The 17,826-nt window shown below is 68.0% G+C and carries 11 protein-coding genes and 1 pseudogene; 9 read left to right on the top strand and 3 right to left on the bottom strand.

The features are described 5' to 3' along the window. The first annotated feature begins 6 nt into the window (after positions 1–6). Positions 7–2,457, top strand: a complete 2,451-nt coding sequence (locus ACP7AS_RS04680) for a prolyl oligopeptidase family serine peptidase (protein WP_426027700.1) — start codon at positions 7–9, stop codon at positions 2,455–2,457. Positions 2,458–2,475: 18 nt separating this feature from the next. Here the strand turns inward: ACP7AS_RS04680 and ACP7AS_RS04675 are convergent, their stop codons facing one another. Together ACP7AS_RS04675 and ACP7AS_RS04670 are read right to left on the bottom strand one after the other, a co-directional pair. Beyond that, entirely contained in the window at positions 2,476–4,152 is a 1,677-nt protein-coding gene (locus ACP7AS_RS04675) for an alkaline phosphatase D family protein (protein ID WP_426027699.1), read from the bottom strand. Between the two features lie 10 nt (positions 4,153–4,162). Beyond that, on the bottom strand, positions 4,163–6,736 hold the full coding sequence (locus ACP7AS_RS04670) for a TonB-dependent receptor (RefSeq protein ID WP_426027698.1): 2,574 nt from the start codon (positions 6,734–6,736) through the stop codon (positions 4,163–4,165). Positions 6,737–7,009: 273 nt separating this feature from the next. Here ACP7AS_RS04670 and ACP7AS_RS04665 point away from each other — a divergent pair, with 273 nt between their 5' ends. From ACP7AS_RS04665 to ACP7AS_RS04650, 4 genes are all read left to right on the top strand, one after another. Then, the gene (locus ACP7AS_RS04665; protein WP_426027697.1) at positions 7,010–8,392 is read left to right on the top strand and encodes a circularly permuted type 2 ATP-grasp protein; all 1,383 of its coding nucleotides are present in this window, start codon (positions 7,010–7,012) and stop codon (positions 8,390–8,392) included. Continuing rightward, the gene (locus ACP7AS_RS04660) at positions 8,392–9,324 is read left to right on the top strand and encodes an alpha-E domain-containing protein (protein WP_426027696.1); all 933 of its coding nucleotides are present in this window, start codon (positions 8,392–8,394) and stop codon (positions 9,322–9,324) included. The genes ACP7AS_RS04665 and ACP7AS_RS04660 overlap by 1 nt, the downstream gene beginning before the upstream one ends. A gap of 4 nt (positions 9,325–9,328) precedes the next feature. Next, a complete protein-coding gene (locus tag ACP7AS_RS04655; protein WP_426027695.1) occupies positions 9,329–10,156 on the top strand; it encodes a transglutaminase family protein in 828 nt (275 codons plus the stop codon). Between the two features lie 69 nt (positions 10,157–10,225). Then, entirely contained in the window at positions 10,226–11,002 is a 777-nt protein-coding gene (locus tag ACP7AS_RS04650) for a peptidase (RefSeq protein ID WP_426027694.1), read from the top strand. Positions 11,003–11,039: 37 nt separating this feature from the next. On the opposite strand, the gene ACP7AS_RS04645 is transcribed toward ACP7AS_RS04650, so the two are convergent. Then, on the bottom strand, positions 11,040–14,375 hold the full coding sequence (locus tag ACP7AS_RS04645) for an amidohydrolase family protein (protein WP_426027693.1): 3,336 nt from the start codon (positions 14,373–14,375) through the stop codon (positions 11,040–11,042). Positions 14,376–14,541: 166 nt separating this feature from the next. Here ACP7AS_RS04645 and ACP7AS_RS04640 point away from each other — a divergent pair, with 166 nt between their 5' ends. The 4 genes and pseudogenes from ACP7AS_RS04640 to ACP7AS_RS04625 form a co-directional block, all read left to right on the top strand. Continuing rightward, entirely contained in the window at positions 14,542–15,870 is a 1,329-nt protein-coding gene (locus tag ACP7AS_RS04640) for a hypothetical protein (RefSeq protein WP_426027692.1), read from the top strand. Positions 15,871–15,886: 16 nt separating this feature from the next. Beyond that, a complete protein-coding gene (locus ACP7AS_RS04635; protein WP_426027691.1) occupies positions 15,887–16,783 on the top strand; it encodes a FecR family protein in 897 nt (298 codons plus the stop codon). 108 nt (positions 16,784–16,891) lie between these two features. Beyond that, entirely contained in the window at positions 16,892–17,713 is an 822-nt protein-coding gene (locus ACP7AS_RS04630) for an Ig-like domain-containing protein (protein WP_426027690.1), read from the top strand. Continuing rightward, positions 17,700–17,822 (top strand): annotated as a pseudogene (locus ACP7AS_RS04625) (integrin alpha); the annotation flags it as partial. The gene ACP7AS_RS04630 and the pseudogene ACP7AS_RS04625, both read left to right, overlap by 14 nt. Positions 17,823–17,826: the final 4 nt, after the last annotated feature.

Here is a 17,826-nt window from a genome sequence, read left to right as displayed (position 1 = left end):
TCAATCATGCGTCATCGTCTGCTCGGTCGGGCCCTGCCCGCCTTTGTCATGCTGGCGGTCCTCGCCGGACCCGCCCTGGCCCAGGAAGGCCGGACCTATCAGCAGCCGCCGGCACCGATCGCGGACATTCTCGACACCAGGCCGACCCCGACGCCCAGCCTGTCGCCGGACCGGACGACCCTGGCCCTGTTCGATCGCGCCAACCTGCCGCCCATTGCGGAGCTGGCCGAGCCGATGCTGCGGCTGGCGGGATACCGGATCAATCCACGCAACAACGGCCAGGCCAACAGCCGGGTGACCTGGCTGACCGGCCTCAGCTTCCAGCCCGTCGCCGGCGGACCCGCGCGTACGGTCAGCCTGCCGGCGAACGCGCGCTTCGTCTCGCCCGGCTGGTCGCCGGATGGCCGCTCGGTGGCCCTGCTGATGGATGCGCCGGCCGGGCTGGAGTTGTGGGCGGTGGACGTGGCCAGCGGCGTCGCGCGCAAGCTGACCGACGCCCGGGTCAACGCAGCGGGCGGCGGTGCCTTCGACTGGCTGCCCGACAGCTCGGGCCTGCTGGTGCGGATGACGCCGGCGGGTCGCGGCCCTGCGCCGGACATGAGCCGTCCGCCCGAGGGCCCGATCGTTGAGGAAAGCATGGGCCGGACGGCCCCCGCGCGGACGTATCAGGACCTGCTGTCCAACGCCGGGGACGAGGCCCTGTTCGAGCACTATTTCACCTCGCAGCTGACTCTGGTCCCGCTCACAGGGCAGGTGCGGACGCTGGGCGCGCCGGCGGTTTATCTGGGCTCGGGCGTGTCGCCGGACGGGCGCTACGTCCTGCAAACGCGGGTGAGGCGGCCCTACAGCTATGTCGTCCCGGCGGCCCTGTTTCCGGCCGATGTCCTGGTGACGGATCTGGAGGGCGTGGTCGTGCACCGGGTCGCCGACCTGCCGTTGCGCGATAACATCCCGACGCCGTTCGACTCCGTCGCGCCGGGACCGCGTTCGGCCCAGTGGCGGGCGGATGCGCCCTCGACCCTGGTCTGGGTCGAGGCCCAGGACGGCGGCGATCCGCGGACGCCCGCCGAGGTGCGCGACCGGGTTTATACCCTCGCCGCGCCGTTCGATGACGCGCCGACGCCGCTGATCGACCTCAAGGACCGCTATGGCGGCGTGATCTGGGGCGACGCAGACACCGCTCTGGTCGTCAGCCGCCAGTTCAACAGCCGGCGCGAGACCCGCTATCTGGTCGATCCGTCCAGCCCCGGCGAGGGCCGCGTCTTGCTGGAGCGGAACTATCAGGACCGCTACAATGACCCGGGCTTCCCGGTGACCGAGGCCAATGCCAGTGGCTTCCCGGTCATGCGTTTCACCGCCGACGGATCGCGGGTGCTGATGAGCGGCGCCGGGGCGACGCGCACGGGGGAGTATCCCTTCCTGTCGACCATGGACCTGACCACCGGCACCATGGAGCGTGTCTGGACTTCGGCCGACGGCGTCTATGAGACCGTGGTGGGCATCCTCGACGAGGACGGCCGGCGGCTGGTGACGCGACGCGAGACCCGCAACGATCCGCCGAACCTCTTTGTCCGTGACCTGGACGCCCAGGCGACGGCGCTGACCACCTTCCCGGACCCGGCCCCGCAGATGGCCGGGGTGACCAAACAGCTGATCAGCTACACCCGCGCCGACGGGGTCCAGCTGTCGGGAACGCTCTATCTGCCGGCCGGCTACGACAAGGACCGCGACGGGCCGTTGCCGCTGGTCATGTGGGCCTATCCGGCCGAGTTCACCGACGCGGCCGTGGCGGGGCAGGTGGTCGACACGGCCAACCGCTTCACCCGGCCGGGCGGCATCAGCCACCTGTTCCTGCTGACCCAGGGCTATGCCGTGCTGGACGATCCGTCGATGCCGATCGTCGGCGTCAACGGGGCCGAGCCCAATGACACCTATATCCAGCAGCTGACGGCCAGCGCCGAGGCGGCGGTCGAGGCGGTCGTCGGCATGGGCGTAGCGGATCGCGACCGCATCGCCGTCGGCGGGCACAGCTACGGCGCCTTCATGACCGCCAATCTGCTGGCCCACACCGATCTGTTCCGCACCGGCATCGCCCGCTCGGGCGCCTATAACCGGACGCTGACACCGTTCGGCTTCCAGTCCGAGCAGCGCACCTATTGGGAAGCCGGCGACACCTACGACCAGATGTCGCCCTTCACCTTCGCCAACCGGGTCAATGAGCCGATCCTGCTGATCCACGGTGAGGCGGACGACAACTCCGGCACCTTCCCGGTCCAGTCCGAGCGGTTCTACGCTGCCCTGAAGGGCAATGGCGCCAACGTCCGCTACGTGGTCCTTCCGCTGGAGGCGCACGGCTATCGGGCGCGGGAGTCGGTCGGTCATACGCTGTGGGAAATGACCCGCTGGCTGGACCAGTATGTGAAGAACGCAGGGCCGCGGGCTGCGGCCGCTCAATAGGCCGTTGAGGGCCGGTCGTCAGGCCTCGACGATCGGCCCCAGCCCGTCAGCGTCGCGCGCCACCGTAAAGGTCTTCAGCACGCCGGCCTCATAGGGTTTGGCGAACAGGGTCGAGACCGTGCGCAGCTCGGCCTTCGCCTGATCCGGCGTCAGGGTCAGCAGAACATACCCCTTGGCCGACTGGTCGCAGAAGACGACCTCGTCATTGGCCTGCATCAGGGCCGCGCCCAGCGGTATCTGCGGTACGGCGTCGCCGGGCGAGGGGCTGGAGATCGCGCTGGTTCCGAACTCGACGCCCCGGCGGGCCCCGGCGGCGTCCTTCAGGTCGTCGACCCAGAAGGCGTGGCTGTCGCCGGCCAGGACGATCGGCTGGACGCCGGCTTCGGCGAAGGCGGCGTACAGGCGTTCGCGCCCGGCGGGATAGCCGTCCCAGCTGTCGAGATTGAAGGGCACGCCCAGTTTGAACAGGTCGATCGACTGGCGGACCTGATTGCGAACGGCGGCGGGCAGGGTGGCCAGCAGGCCGGCGATCTGCAGCGGATTGGCCATGGTGGTGATGTCAGGACCCTGGACGCGGGCCATGACGACCTGGTTGCCGATCACCTGCCAGGGCTTGCCCGACGTGCGGGAGGCGTCGAGCGTCGACCTGATCCAGTCGCGCTGGCCGTCCCCCAGCAAATCGCGGGCCGGATCATTGCGTTTGGTCTGGAAGGCCGCGACGTCGGGACGACCTTCCACGACCGGCATGTCGGTCTGGTAGCGGAGCTGTTCGCCGCGCGCGAGCAGCCGGGTCTCGACCATCAGCAGGCTGGCCAGGTCGCCGAAGTCGAAGCTGCGGTAGATGGCTTCGGGTGTCAGGCCACCGGCCGGTTCGCGGATCGGCATCCACTCGAACCAGGCCTTCAGGGCCGCCGCCTTGCGCACGGCATAGTCGCCTTCGGTCGCCGGGGTGTGGTTCTCCGCCCCCTGCGTCCAGGCGTCATTGGCGACCTCATGGTCATCCCAGACGCAGATGAAGGGCGCGCGGGCGTGGGCGGCCTGCAGATCGGGGTCGGACTTGTACTGGGCGTGGCGGGTCCGGTAGTCGGCCAGGGAGACGATCTCGTGTGGCGGCTGTGGCGTGCGGCCGAGGCGCGCGCCGGAGGCCATGCCGTAGTCGTCCGCCTCGGCGCCATATTCATAGATGTAGTCGCCCAGGTGGACGACGGCGTCGACGCGCTCCAGCTTCGAGACGGCGTCCCAGGCGTTGAACAGACCGCCCGGATAGAGCTGGCAGGAGGCGACGGCGAGCACGACCTCGGGGGTCGGACCGACGGGCAGGGTGCGGGCGCGGCCGTGGGGCGAGCGAGTCTTACCGGCTGTGAAGGCGTAGCGGTATTCGACGCCGGGCTGCAGTCCGGTGACGGCAACCTTGACGGTGAAGTCGCGATCAGGCCCCGCCTCGACGGTTCCCGAGGCGACTGAGGCCACGGTGTCCCCATCGCGCCAGACCGACCAGTCGACCCGCACCGCACGGACAGACGGGTCCGTCGGTGTGACGCGGGTCCAGATCACCATGCCGTCCGGCTGGGGGTCCCCGGAAGCCACGCCATGGATGAAGGCGACGGTCGGTGCCGTCTGCGCCATCGCCGGGGTAGCCGCCCCCGCCGCGCCGGCTCCGAACAGTCCGAGAAGGTCGCGGCGGTGCAGGCTCATTCCGGTGCCCCTAGTAGCGCAGGCTGAGGGTGGCACCGTAGGTGCGGGGCTCGCCGGCGATGAAGGTCGGCACGCCCAGGGAGTCGCCGGTGTTGCCAGCGTCCTTGATGTAGGTTTCTTCCAGCAGATTGTCGCCGAACAGCTCAACGCCCCAGTTGGCGGCGGACGGCTCGTAACGGATCCGCAGGTTCATCAGGCCGTAGCTCTTCTGCACTTCATCGACCACGGTATCGGGCACGAAGTTGGCGGTCTGCAGGCTGGCGCGGTCATTGTTGTCGTCGAAGAAGGTCTCTGACTGCCAGCTGTACGTCGGCTGGACCTCGACCGTGCCGCCGAACAGGGCCGTGCGCCAGGTCGCACCGAACGAGGCGCGGTTGTCGGGCGACAGGCGGAACTTGTTGCCGTCGAAGATGCCCGCCTCGAAGCGCGAGTGGTTGTAGCTGTAGGTGGCGAACAGATCGAGGCTGTCGGACGGGCTGAAGAAGAGCTGGCCCTCGAACCCGTAGGACCTGGCCTCACCGGCGTTGGTCGTGATGAACTGGGTGCCGACCTGAACCGTGGTCTGGAAGTTTTGATAGTCGTAAAGATAGACCGCGCCGTCGAGGCGAAGCGCGCCGCCCATCATCGCGGTCTTGGCACCGATCTCGTAGCTGTCGACCTGCTCGGCGTCGACGAAGGTGAAGGTCGGGGCGGCGAAGGGCTGTGAAGGCGGACGGGCCGCCAGGACGGCCGGGCGGCGGCCCCGGGCGTAGTTGGCGTAGAGGTTGGTGTTGTCGGTCACGGCATAACGGCCGGTGACACGCCAGGTGACGCCGTCGTTCTCGAGGTCCTGGTTGACGACCGAGCCATTGCCCGCGGTCGGCTGGAAGGTCAGGCCGAACAGCGGGAAGGAGGCAGTGACCGGGGCATTGGCGGCACCGGGCTGGGCCAGCTGGAACACGTAGCCGTTGGCGATCCCACCGAGGGCCGCAGCCTGCGTCAGGGCGGCCGGGGTGCCCTGTGCGATCAGGGCGTTGATCTGGGCGGTCAGACCCTGGACGGCCAGCAGGCCTCCGAGGTTTGAACGGCCGTTCAGGGCGGCGGTCGAAATGCCGGTGGTCTTGTCATCCTGCGTCCAGCGGACGCCGGCGGAGAATTCCAGCCGGTCGGTCGGACGCCAGGTCAGGTCGCCGAACAGATCGAGCGATTCCAGCTCGCTGAAGTTCGTGCCTGTCTCAAGATGCGAGGACTTCAGATTGTTCCGGATACCCGCAATGAACGGGGCGGGAATGCCGAAGCCGGCCAGGATCGGATCCAGCAGGGCCGGGCTGGAGAAGGCGGCCAGGGGCAGGGCGGTGGTCAGGCTGACGCCCGGTGCGCCGTCCAGCAGACCGGCCAGCTGTGCCAGGGCGACGCGTTCGTTGAATTCGGTCGGGGTGCGCTGGAAGCCGTCTTCCTTGAAATAGCCGGCCCCGATGAAGCCGGAGAGGGTGCCGCCATTGTCCCAGTTCAGCCGGAGCTCCTGGCTGAACTGCTTGCCTTGGGCATCCTCGATGGCGTTCAGCAGCGGCAGGGAAATGCCGTCGGGATCGAACACCTCAAGCGAGTCGAACTCGCGATAGGCCGTGGTTGAGGTCAGGGTCAGGCTGTCGGCAAGGTCGAAGCGGCCGATGCCGGTGACGCCATGGACCGTGCGGTCCAGACCGAGGAACCGGCCGCCGTCGAGCGCGGTGGACGGCGTCAGGGCCGCGCCGTCCCACGGATCGCGTCCGCCCAGAACCACGCCGGTCGTCGGGTCGGCCGGCGAATAGGCCATGGCCTTGAATGAGGTGCCGGGTGCCTCGTCGTCCTGATAGTTGAGGATCAGGTCGTAGCGGAAGGCGTCGTTGGGCTGGAAGCCGAGGCCCAGGCGGTAGGCATTGGTTCTGAAGCCGTTGTAGTCGGGCCCGCCGAGCAGGTTTTCGACATAGCCTTCGCGGTTCTTGATCCGGGTGGCGAAGCGGATCGCGACCATGTCGCCGATCGGCGCATTCAGCGTCACTTCGCCCATGGAATAGCCGAGATTGCCGAAGGCCAGTCGCCCGGCAACGTCGAACGCGCCGATGTCGGCCTTGTTCTGGATGACGTTGATCGCACCGATCAGGGCGCCCCGCCCGTACAGGGTCGATTGCGGGCCTTTGGCGATCTCGACGCGAGCGATGTCGAACAGCTCGACATAGGAGCCGCGTGACTTCGAGATCGAGACCCCGTCCTGATAGACCGAGACACGCGGCTCGCTGGTCGCCTCGCCCGAGTCGGACGTGATGCCCCGCATCACAAAGCCCGGGTTGTTCGGCGACTGGTTCTGGACCAGCAGGCCGGGCGTGAAGGCGGAGAGCTCCTCAAAGTCCTGGACGCCCAGGTTCTCGAGGAAGTCGCCGCTGTAGGCGGTCAAGGCGAAAGGCACCTCCGTGGCGCTCTGTTCGCGGAGCTGGGCGGTCACGATCACCTCGTCCAGCTGGGTCGCCCCGGTGTCCTGCGCGGCGGCGGCTCCGGCCAGAGCCCAGACGACGCCCAGCGCGCTGGCGCCGAGCAGGATGTTGGTCCGTTGTATGCGATGAATCATGGCAGCCCCCTGCGATTGGTCACGGCGGCGTAGCGGCGCTTCGTGCCGCATCCGCGACAGTCGGACGGCACCACGGTGAAGCTGCAAAGGCGCTTGAGTGACGAACTGTCCGTGCACAACGCGATCCGTGAAGGGTCGCGCAGGTGGGGAACGGTTGTGGCACCGCAACATTCCTGTTGCCTCCGCCGAGCTTGTCAGGCCACGTTCCGGGAGTGGTAAAGCGGGAGCGGCATGGCCTTCGACGAGATGTCAGGTGGGACACCCGGATACGGGATGGATGTCCGCGATAGCTACCGCGGGCTGGCCCGCTGGCTGGCGGAGGCGCCGGACGGTCTGTTGCAGGCCCGGTCGCGGCAGGCCGAGCTGTTCTTCCGCCGCATGGGAATCACCTTTGCCGTCTATGGCGACGCGGAATCCAGCGAGCGGCTGATCCCCTTCGACGTGGTGCCACGCATCATCGGCGCGTCCGAGTGGGCCGGGCTGGAGGCCGGGCTGATCCAGCGGGTCACGGCGATGAACCTGTTCCTGTCCGACGTCTACGGGCCGCAGGAATGTCTCAAGTCGGGGGTTCTGCCGCCCGAGCTGGTTCTGACCAACCCCCAGTATGTGCCCGAGATGCAGGGCCGCCGGCCGCCGCGCGGGGTGTGGGTGCATATCGCCGGCGTCGATCTGGTGCGCACCGGCGAGGATGGCTTCTACGTGCTGGAAGACAACTGCCGCACGCCCAGCGGGGTCTCCTACATGCTGGAGAACCGCGAGATGATGATGCGGTTATTCCCCGACCTGTTCGCCGACTATCCCGTCCGGCCGGTCGAGACCTATACCGACATGCTGCTGGCCAGTCTCAGGGCCTGCGCGCCCGAGGCGGCGGGGGCGGACCCGACCATCGTGGTGCTGACGCCCGGGCCGTTCAACTCGGCCTATTACGAACACAGCTTCCTGGCCGACAAACTGGGGGTCGATCTGGTCGAGGGGCGTGACCTGTTCGTCGACGACGGCAAGGTCTTCATGCGCACGACCCAGGGGCGCCAACAGGTCGATGTCGTCTATCGCCGGATCGACGACGACTATCTGGATCCCCTGACCTTCCGGCCGGATTCGACGCTGGGCGTGCCGGGGCTGATGACGGCCTATCAGGCGGGGACGGTGACCCTGGCCAATGCCGTCGGCACGGGCGTGGCCGACGACAAGGCGGTCTATACCTATATGCCGGAGATCATCCGCTTCTTCATGGGCGAGGAGCCGATCCTGAAGAACGTCCCGACCTGGCGCTGCCGGGAACCGGAGGCGCTGAAGGAGGTGCTTTCGAAACTGGATCAGCTAGTGGTCAAGGAGGTCGGCGGATCGGGCGGCTACGGCATGCTGGTCGGCCCGGCGTCGACCAGGGCCGAGATCGAGGCCTTCCGGAAGAAGCTGATCAACGACCCCGACGATTTCATCGCCCAGCCCACGCTGGCACTGTCGACCGCGCCGACGCTGGACAAGGGCGAGCTGGCCGCGCGGCACGTCGATCTGCGGCCGTTCGTGCTGTCGAGCCCGAGCGGGGTCAAGGTCGCGCCCGGCGGGCTGACACGGGTGGCGCTGAAGCCGGGCTCGCTGGTGGTCAACTCCAGCCAGGGCGGCGGGACCAAGGACACCTGGGTGCTGGACGTCTGATGCTGAGTCGCACCGCAGACAGCCTGTACTGGACCGGCCGCTATATCGAGCGGGCGGATTTCCTCGCCCGTATTCTCGAGGCCACGCTGCGGCTGGCCGCGATTCCGACGCGCGGCGACGGCGACGCCGAGACGGTGTGGGCCAGCGCCCTCGCCTCGGCCGGTGCGCCCAAGGCGCTGGGCCGGTCGCCGACCGAGAAGTCGGTGCGGGAGTTTCTGGCCTTCGCGCCGAACAATTCCTCGTCGATCACCGCCTGTATCACCCGGGCGCGCACCAATGCCCGGTCGGTGCGCACGGCCCTGACGGTCGAGCTGTGGGAGGCGATCAACGGGGCCTGGAACGGGCTGGAGGAACAAGGCCAGCCGACCCGGCGCGACGAGTTCGCGCGGTTCCTGGAATGGGTGAAGACGGTCACCCTGTCGGTCGAAGGCGCGACCAGCCGGACCATGCTGCGCAATGACGGCTACTATTTCCTGCGTCTGGGTGCCGCGATCGAGCGCGCCGACAACACCGCCCGGCTGCTGGACGTGAAATACCACCTGCTGCTGCCCGAGGGCGAACGCGTCGGCGGGCAGCTGGACTATTTCCAGTGGACCACGCTGCTGCGCGAGGTGTCGGCGCTGACGGCCTATCGCTGGGTCTACCGGGACTCGGTCAAGCCGTGGCTGGTGGCTGACCTGCTGGTGCTGAACCGGCAGATGCCGCGCTCTCTGGCCAGCTGTCAGGCGTCGATCGTGCGCTATCTGGAGCGGCTGGCCAGCGACTATGGCCGGCGCGGTCCGGCGCAGCGGCTGGCGGCCGAGCGCATGCGGGCGTTCGACAATTCCCGCATGGACGACATCTTCCAGTCGGGCCTGCACGAATACATCCAGGCCTTCCTCGGCGAGAACGGCCGTCTGGGACAGGCCATCCACGAACAGTATCTGAGCTGACCGAGTGCGCATCCGTATCGATCACGCGACCACCTATGCCTATGACCGGGCGGCGCGGTTCATCATCCAGACGCTGCGTCTGTCGCCCCGTTCGTCCGAGGCCCAGCAGGTCCGGAACTGGCGGGTCGAGACCGACGTCGACGCCCGGTTGCGCAAGTCCGAGGATGCCTTCGGCAACATCGTCCACACCCTCTACACCGAGCAGCCGACCCAGAGCCTGACCGTCCGGGTCTCGGGCGAGGTCGTGACGACCGACACCGCCGGTGTGGTGCCGCGCGACCAGGAGACGCTGTCGCCGCTGGTCTTCCTGCGCGACACGGCCCTGACCCGCAGGGACAAGCTGATCTCGGTGTTCGCTTCGGAATTTTCGGCCCACCCACCGCTGGAGCGGCTGCACCGGCTGATGGCCGGTATCCATGGGTCGGTGGCGTTCGAGGTCGGGGTGACTACGCCCACCCACACGGCGGCCGAGGTCCTGGCCCTGGGCCGGGGCGTCTGTCAGGACCATGCCCATGTCTTTATCGCCTGTTGCCGGCAGATGGGGGTGCCGGCGCGCTATGTCTCCGGCCATCTGCTGCGCCGCGACGGCCAGGATGATCAGGAGGCCGGCCACGCCTGGGCCGAAGCCTGGATCGGGGACCTGGGCTGGGTCGGGTTCGATCCGGCCAACAGCATCTGCGCCACCGACCGATATGTGCGTGTCGCCACGGGCCTCGATTATCTCGGGGCCGCCCCCGTACGTGGGACCAGCTACGGCGGTGGCGGCGAGCGGCTGGCGGTGCGGCTGAACGTGCGTGATGCGGACATGCAACAGAGCCAGCAGCAGGCGTAGGAGCCACGCCGATGCGGGCGCCGCTGTCGCGCGAATCTGCTAACGTCACGCCATGATGGGCGTTCGGGGATGGCGCGCCGCATGACCTATTGCGTGGGCATGCTGGTCGAAGACGGTCTGGCGATGATCGCCGACACCCGCACAAACGCGGGCGTCGACAGTATCTCGACCTATCGCAAGCTGCATGTCGTCGACCGGCCTGGCGAGCGGGTTCTGGGGGTCTGCACCGCCGGCAACCTGTCGGTGACCCAGACCGCCCTGGCCATGGCGCGCGAAGGCGTCCACCTGAATGTCGGTGACGAGCCCGAGACGCTTGAGACCGCACCGACCCTGTTCCGCTGTGCGCAGATCCTCGGCCACGCCCTGCGCAGCGTGCGGCTGTCGATCGCGCCGGCGCTGGAGGCGGACAGCCTGAATACCTCGGCCTCGATGCTGCTGGGGGGTCAGATCAAGGGCGGCGAGATGGGTCTTTTCCTGATCTACAGCCAGGGCAATTTCATCGAGTGCGGCCGCGACACCCCTTATCTTCAGATTGGCGAGCTCAAGTACGGCAAGCCGATCCTTGAGAGCGGCCTGGCCTTCGACTCCCCCCTGGCCGAGGCGGTCAAGCTGGGGCTGATTTCCTTCTCGACGACCATGCGCAGCAATGTCGGGGTCGGGGCCCCCTTCGACCTGATCACCATCCGGCGCGGGTTCCTGAGTGGCGAACAACGGCGCATCGAGGAAGACGATCCCTATTTCGCCGACCTGCACGAGCGCTGGACCCGTGCCCAGAACACGGCCCGCCGGTCGATGCCGGAGCCGCCTTGGATGAACGGCCCCCGGCTGGCGTCGCAAAGCCGCTGAGCCGGGCTGCGGCGGGACAAGGCCCGCCGCCCCTCAGTCAGTCGTGGCCGTGGGTGTCGACCTCGGTCGCGCCGGCCGCCCAGCCCTCGCTCCCGGCCTCGGCGAACCAGAACGGCGCGCGGGGACGTTGGCGCGGCGCGATCTCGTTCATCCCGGTGTCGTAAACCCGGCCATTGGCGATGGTGTAGGCGATGGACGTCGTGTTGCGGATATTGTCCAGCGGGTTGTCGTTCATGACCACCATGTCGGCCAGTTTGCCGACCTCCAGCGAGCCGATGTCGCGATCGAGGCCGAGCGAGCGCGCACCGTTCAGCGTACCGGCGCGGATCACGTCCAGCGGGGACATGCCACCTTGGGCCAGGCTCCACAGCTCCCAATGCGCCGCCAGTCCCTCGCGTTGGCCGTGGGCACCGATCGATACGCTGACGCCCTGTTCCGACAGGCGGGTGGCCTCGCGCGCGATGGCGATGTGGTTCCACTCATTGTCCGGCAGTGTCACCGGGCGGCGGGCGCGGGAGTCGAGAATGCGACGCGGAACGTACTGCGTCAGGATCGGGTGGTTCCAGACCTCGCTCTCTTGGTACCAGTAGTTTTCGCCGTAGCTGCCGCCATAGGCCACGACCAGGGTCGGGTTGTAGGCGACCCCGGTCTGGCGCCACAGCTGGTGGACGTCATCGTAGAGGACGGCGACCGGGACCGAATGCTCGATGGTGGTGTGGCCGTCGACGATCATCGACATATTGTGCTGGAACAGCGAGCCGCCCTCGGGGACGACCATCATGTTCAGCTGGCGCGCAGCCTCGATGATCTGCTGACGCTGGTCGCGGCGGGGCTGGTTGTAGCTCTTGACGCTCCAGGCACCGGCGGCCTGCATACGGCGCAGGGTCGACAGGGCGTCTTCGAGACTCTCGATCTTGACGGTGCCGGCGGTGGTCGCCCCGTAGAGGATGGAGCCGGTTGAGAAGATGCGCGGGGCGACGACGCGGCCGGCGCGGGCCAGTTCGCTGTGGGCGAAGATCTCGCTGGTGTCGCTGGACGGGTTGTGAATCGTGGTCACGCCGAAGGCCAGCGAGGCGTAGTCGACCCAGCTCTGTTCGGGGATGATCTCGTCGGACCCCATGGCTCCGTGCCAGTGGGCGTCGACGAGGCCGGGCATGACGGTCTTGCCGGCCATGTCCATCACCGGGACGCCGGCAGGGACGGGGGTGGTGGCGGCCGGGCCGATGGCCTCGATCCGGTTGCCGTCGACGATGATGACGCCGTTCTCGATGACCTCGGTGCCGTTCATGGTGATCAGCCGGGCGCCGGTCAGGGCCATGCGGCCCTCGGGCTTGTCGGCCTCGGCGGTGAAGCCGATGTTGATGCCGCGCTCGTCGGGCTTGGGCAATTCGTCCGGGGCGCCGTCGACGAAGGCAAAGGACTGGTTCAGGTCGCGGCTGAACAGCTCGGGGCCCTGCGACCATTGCAGGCGGCGGCTGTCGCCGGACCAGCTGAGCCATTCGCCGGAGTCGCGGGTGACCCGGGTCTGGGGCAGGGACTTGCCGTCGGGAGCAAGGGCGACGGGGCGGCCGGCGGCGACGAAGGGGGCGACATAGGCCTGGAACCGCTCGGTCCAGCCGATCCAGTTGCCGTCGGGCGAGAGGGCGAACTCGGCGGCCCATTCCGAGGTCAGGTGGGTGCGCTTGTCGTCGCCGTCGAGGTCGACCGAGATCAGGGTGCGCTTGTCGCCATCGCGGCCGGTGAGGAACAAGCGGTCGCCTTCGGCGCCGAACTGCGGGTCCTGGCCGTCGTCGGTGATGTGGACCGGCTCGCCGCCCGCCGCGGGGATGCGGTAGACGCCGGGGTCGCGGCTCCACAGGGCGGTGGTCAGGAAGCCGTCGCTGGTGGTGCGATAGACGATGGTGCGGCCGTCGGGGCTGAAGATCGGCTCGACATAGTGGCCGGGGTTTTCCGTCACCACCCGGCCGGCGCCGCCCGAGGCCGGGACGACGCGGATGGAGCCGAGGTCCTGATCGTCCCAGGTGGTGTAGACGATCGAGCGGCCGTCACGGGACCAGGACGGATAGAGTTCGAAATGGTCGCTCTGGCGGGTAAGCCGGCGCGCCACACCCGTCGGCAGGTCGCGGATCCACAGATTGCCGAGCGCCTCGAACACCACCTTGGTGCCGTCGGGCGAGGGGCGGGCCCAACGCAGCATCCTGACGTCGAACCGGTCGGGCGCGGCGGCGATGGGGAAGCGGACGGTGTCCTGCACCCGGCGGGTGTCGGCGACGTGGAAGGGAATATTGGCGACCTCCTTGGAGGCCACGTCGACGCGCTGGATGCGGCCGTCGGCCCAGAAGACGATGGAGCGGTTGTCGGGCGTCCAGCTGATCGCCGGATAGACGCCGTGGATGGCCCAGGTCTCCTGCATATCCCTGTCGAGGGCCGAGAAGATCGGCGTCTCGCGCCCGGACTCGATGTCCATGACGTAGAGGGTCGACTGGTAGCGAACGCGCCGGATGAAGGCGAGGGACTTGCCGTCGGGCGAGGGCGTCGGGCGGATCGAGCCGCCGGGTCCGGTGACATAGGCGTCGATCTCGCCGGTTTCGCGGTCGAGGCGGCGGATGACGTAGATCTGACCGTTGACGTCCTTGGAGTATTCGAAGGTCGTGCCCGGCGTCGCGTCGTCGCTGAAATACAGATAGCGGCCGTCGGGCGAGAAGGCGGGCTCTCCCGTGTCCTTCTGCTGGGTGCGGCGCTCGGTCATCTGTACGCCGCCGCCGCCGCTGCGGTGATACATCCACATCTCGCCGGCCCCGAGAGAGCGGGACGAGGTGAAATGTTTGCGCGCCACGATGAACTGGCCGTCGGGGGTCCATTCCGGCTGGTTCAGCAGGCGGAAGGTTTCCTTCGACACCTGGGTCGCGTTCGAGCCGTCGGCGTCCATGATCCAGATGTTGTCTCCGCCGCCGCGGTCCGAGGTGAAGGCGATCTGGCGGCCATCCGGCGACCATTTCGGCTGCATTTCCCAGGCCACGCCGCTGGCGATGGCGCGGGCCTCGCCGCCGCCGACCGGCATGACATAGATGTCGCCGAGCAGGTCGAAGACGATGGTCTGGCCATCGGGACTGACGTCCAGCGACATCCAGGTGCCGCGCGTCACGTCGATGGGAATGTCGCGCGACGGCCCCGGCGGGTTCTGCACATCCCATTTGGGCGTTTCGGCCGGGGCGACGACGGGGGGCTCCGCTACCGCGGCCGGGACGGCCTGCGGTTCAACCGGTCCGGGAACGGGCGACGCGGCGATCGGCGAAACCGGCTCGGGCGTCTGGGCTGCGGCGGGACAGGCGAGCGCCAGCATGGCGACCGTGGTCAGGAAAGTGCGCTTCATGGTGTGTCATCCCCGGGACATCATCGGACGTCTATCGCCGCCACCGGCAGCCGCGTCCCTGGCGGGGGAGATGAACATTGTCGGAGGCCGGAAGTCCAGCAGGGTGAACAGCTTGACCGTCGCCGGACCCCGACCTACCGTCGGTTTGCCAAGGGGGATGCTGTCGATGGCTGCAAGGTCCGGGAACCGTCGTCCGGTCGTCCGCATGGCGTCCTTGGCGCTGACGATCGCCGTTGCTCTTGGTGCCGGTGTCACTGCAGCGGGTGCCCAGGACTTCGAGGCCGTTCTGGCCGCGCCCGATGACGAGGCCGTGAATCTGGCCTACGCACGGGAGCAGGCGCGTTCAGGCAATCTGGCGCTCGCGGCCTCGACGCTTGAGCGTATCCTGATCCTTCAGCCGAACCGGCACTCGGTGCGGCTGTTCTATGCCGTTGTGCTGTTCCGGCTGGGCGATCTGCAGAGCGCCCGGGACGAGCTGCGCCGGCTCGAGGCGGTCCAACTCACGGCTTTCCAGCGCGCCGAGGCCGAGAGCTATTCGCGGCGAATCGATCAGAGCTCGGCCACCCGGTCCCTGTCGGGCAGCCTCAACGCCGGCGTCGTCTTTGAGAATGACGCGGCGGGTGCCTATTTCACCGCCTTTGAACTGATCGGCGCGCCTCCACCGGAGGAAGGGATGTCCAGCGAGGTCACGCTCGTCCTCGACGGCCACGCCGACATTGGCGCTGGCCAGACCTGGCAGATCTACGGGACCGGCCTGCTCTACGATCATGCCGCCCTTTCCGGCGCGGCGATCGATTTCCAGCGCGCCGGACTTGAGGTCGGTCTGGCCCGAACCACCCGGTTGAGCAGTTCGCGGCTGGGTGCCGTGTTGCGTCACGTCCGCCTGATGGGCGAGCCCCAACTGACCGAAGCCGGTGTCCGTGGCGATACCCGCTGGAGGGTGACCAATGCCACCACCCTGAGCCTGCGCGCCGAAGCCGTCAGTCAGGATTATGACGAGCCGGGCATCGACGCCCTGTCCGGCATCCTCGGCGGTGACCGCGACGGTATCCGCTACTCCGCGGGTGCCGGCATCAGCCATCGTTTCACGTCGAGGACCACGTTCGGCGCGAACCTCGACTATGAGGTCAAATCCGCGGGCTATGGACCGTTTGGCTATGCGGGTCCGCGGCTGGGTCTCCGCCTCGACCAACGATTCGACAAGGGCGTCTATCTGTTCGCCAGCGGCTCCGCCCGATGGATCGAATACGACGAGGCGGATGCGATCTTTCTGGGCGGAGCGACCCGTGACGACATCCGGACCCAGGCCCGCGTCGCGCTCGGTGCCCCGCTCAGCGCCTTTACGGCACGCGGTGCCACCGGCGACGTCCGCGAAAATGTGACGCTCGAAGGGGCCCTGAATTACAGCCGCCGTGGGTCTTCGCCGCCGCTTGCCGATTTTGACGGCTGGGGTGCGGAACTTCGCCTGATCTGGCGTTTCGGCGCGCGCGATTGATGTCAGGAGCCCGGTCATGAGGAAGTTCGAGACACTGGCGTCAGCCCTCGTACTGTGGGGCTGTCTTGTCGTGGCCGCCTCGGTCCAGGCCCAGGACTCTGTCGGGGTCAATGCGGCGATCCGCAACTCGGTCCAGACCCGCAGTTCGGCCAACGCCCCGCTTCGGCCAGCCCAGCTTCGGGGCCCGGTCCGCCTCGGCGACCAGTACGTGACGGGCCCGCAGAGCCAGGTCCAGGTGTTGTTGCGGGATCGTTCGACCTTCACGGTCGGCGCGAACGCCCGCATGACCGTCGATCGGTTCGTCGTCAGCGAGAACAGCGGCTCGGCCGTTTCGGTAGCGCGGGGGGCCTTCCGCTTCGTCTCCGGCGGCACCGCCCGCTCTTCCTCGCGCGTCGCGATCGGCACGCCCGTGAGCTCGATCGGTGTGCGCGGTACGATTGTCGAGGGGGTTGTTGGCCCTGAAGTCCTCGCTACCCTCCGCGCCCGGCCCGATGTCCCGCCGTTCACCGGCGATGAGGAGACGATGCTGCTGGTGGTCCTTCGCGGCCCGGCCGGCAACGCCCGGACCTTCGATACGCCCGGCGCGGTCGATATCGAGCGCAACGGGGTGACCGTCTCGCTGGAACGGCCCGGTCAGGCGCTGTTGGTCAGCAGCGAAGGCCTGTTCGGACCCTTCTTCCTTCCCGATGATGTTTCGGCTGCGATGGGGAATCTGTTGAGTCCGACCCCGGATCCGGGGGCTGAACCTGGCGGCGGGGAGCTGGCGGTCGCCGCTTCGGTTGCATCCGATGACGTCACTGTCCTGGCGGATGCCTGGCCGGCCTTTGATCCCTCCGAGGGCTACGAGCCGGTGCCGGTTGAGGACGATGAGGGGCAGTTTCCCTTCTTCCCCCCGACCCAACCAAATCCCTGACATCAACTTCCGGGGAGTTGCGATGTCGCCGAGGTCGCAGCACAGTGTTCTTCGGATTTGAAACCAGATTGCGCGACGGCAGCCACGACCAGACCCAAGGGGGACAGTATGGCCAATCGGACCACATACACGGGGTTCGGCATCGCCGAATCAGGAGTCCACGCCCGTCCGGTTTCGGCGCGACAAGTCACCGAAAGAGAACTCGACGCGGATGCCGTACATCCGGGAGATGACGCCGCGGCGACCGGACGGCAATCCCTGCCCGCCGAGGTCCTGCCGCCCAAGCCCGCGAGCACGACCCCGCTGTTTTCGGTCGACATGAACGGACCGCTCACGCTGGACGTGCCCCGGCTGGTGACCGCCGGCAATGACGGAGCGACGTCGGTCGAGGACGGCGCGCCCGTCGTCATTTCCGTGCTGAACAATGACGTCGGTGTCGCCGCTGTCGCTCGAATCAACGGGGCCGCCGTGACGCCCGGCAGCATCATCACCCTGGCATCCGGCGCCCGGGTGATCGTCAACGCGAACGGAACCCTGTCCTACGAGGTCGGCGCGGGCTTCCAGAGCCTTGGCGCCGGGCAGACGGCCCAGGACACATTCACCTATGCGGCAGGGGACGGGGGCGGATCGCCCCTGGCCCCGGATGGCGTGTTCAACGTCGCGGCGATCAACGGGACGAACGGTTTTGTGATCCACGGTGCCGCCGCGGGCGACCGCAGCGGCTATTCCGTCGCCGGCATCGGCGACATCAACGGTGACGGGTATGACGACCTGCTGATCGGCGCCCTGTCGGCGGACCCGAGCGGTCTGGTCGACGCCGGCGTCAGTTATGTGGTGTACGGCCGCCAGGGCGGCTTCGGCGCGTCGCTCGACCTCGCCAACCTGACCGCCGCGCAAGGCTTCGCGATCACCGGGGATCAACGCCTTTGACTACAGCGGTGTCAGCGTACGCGCCGCCGGAGACGTCAACGGGGACGGCCTGGCCGACTTCCTGATCGGGGCACCATGGGGCGAGGCCACGCAGGGAACCAGCGCAGGCGAGA

Source organism: Brevundimonas sp. TWP2-3-4b2 (assembly GCF_049897345.1).
Classification (GTDB): domain Bacteria; phylum Pseudomonadota; class Alphaproteobacteria; order Caulobacterales; family Caulobacteraceae; genus Brevundimonas.
This window is presented reverse-complemented; position numbering and strand designations above follow the sequence as displayed.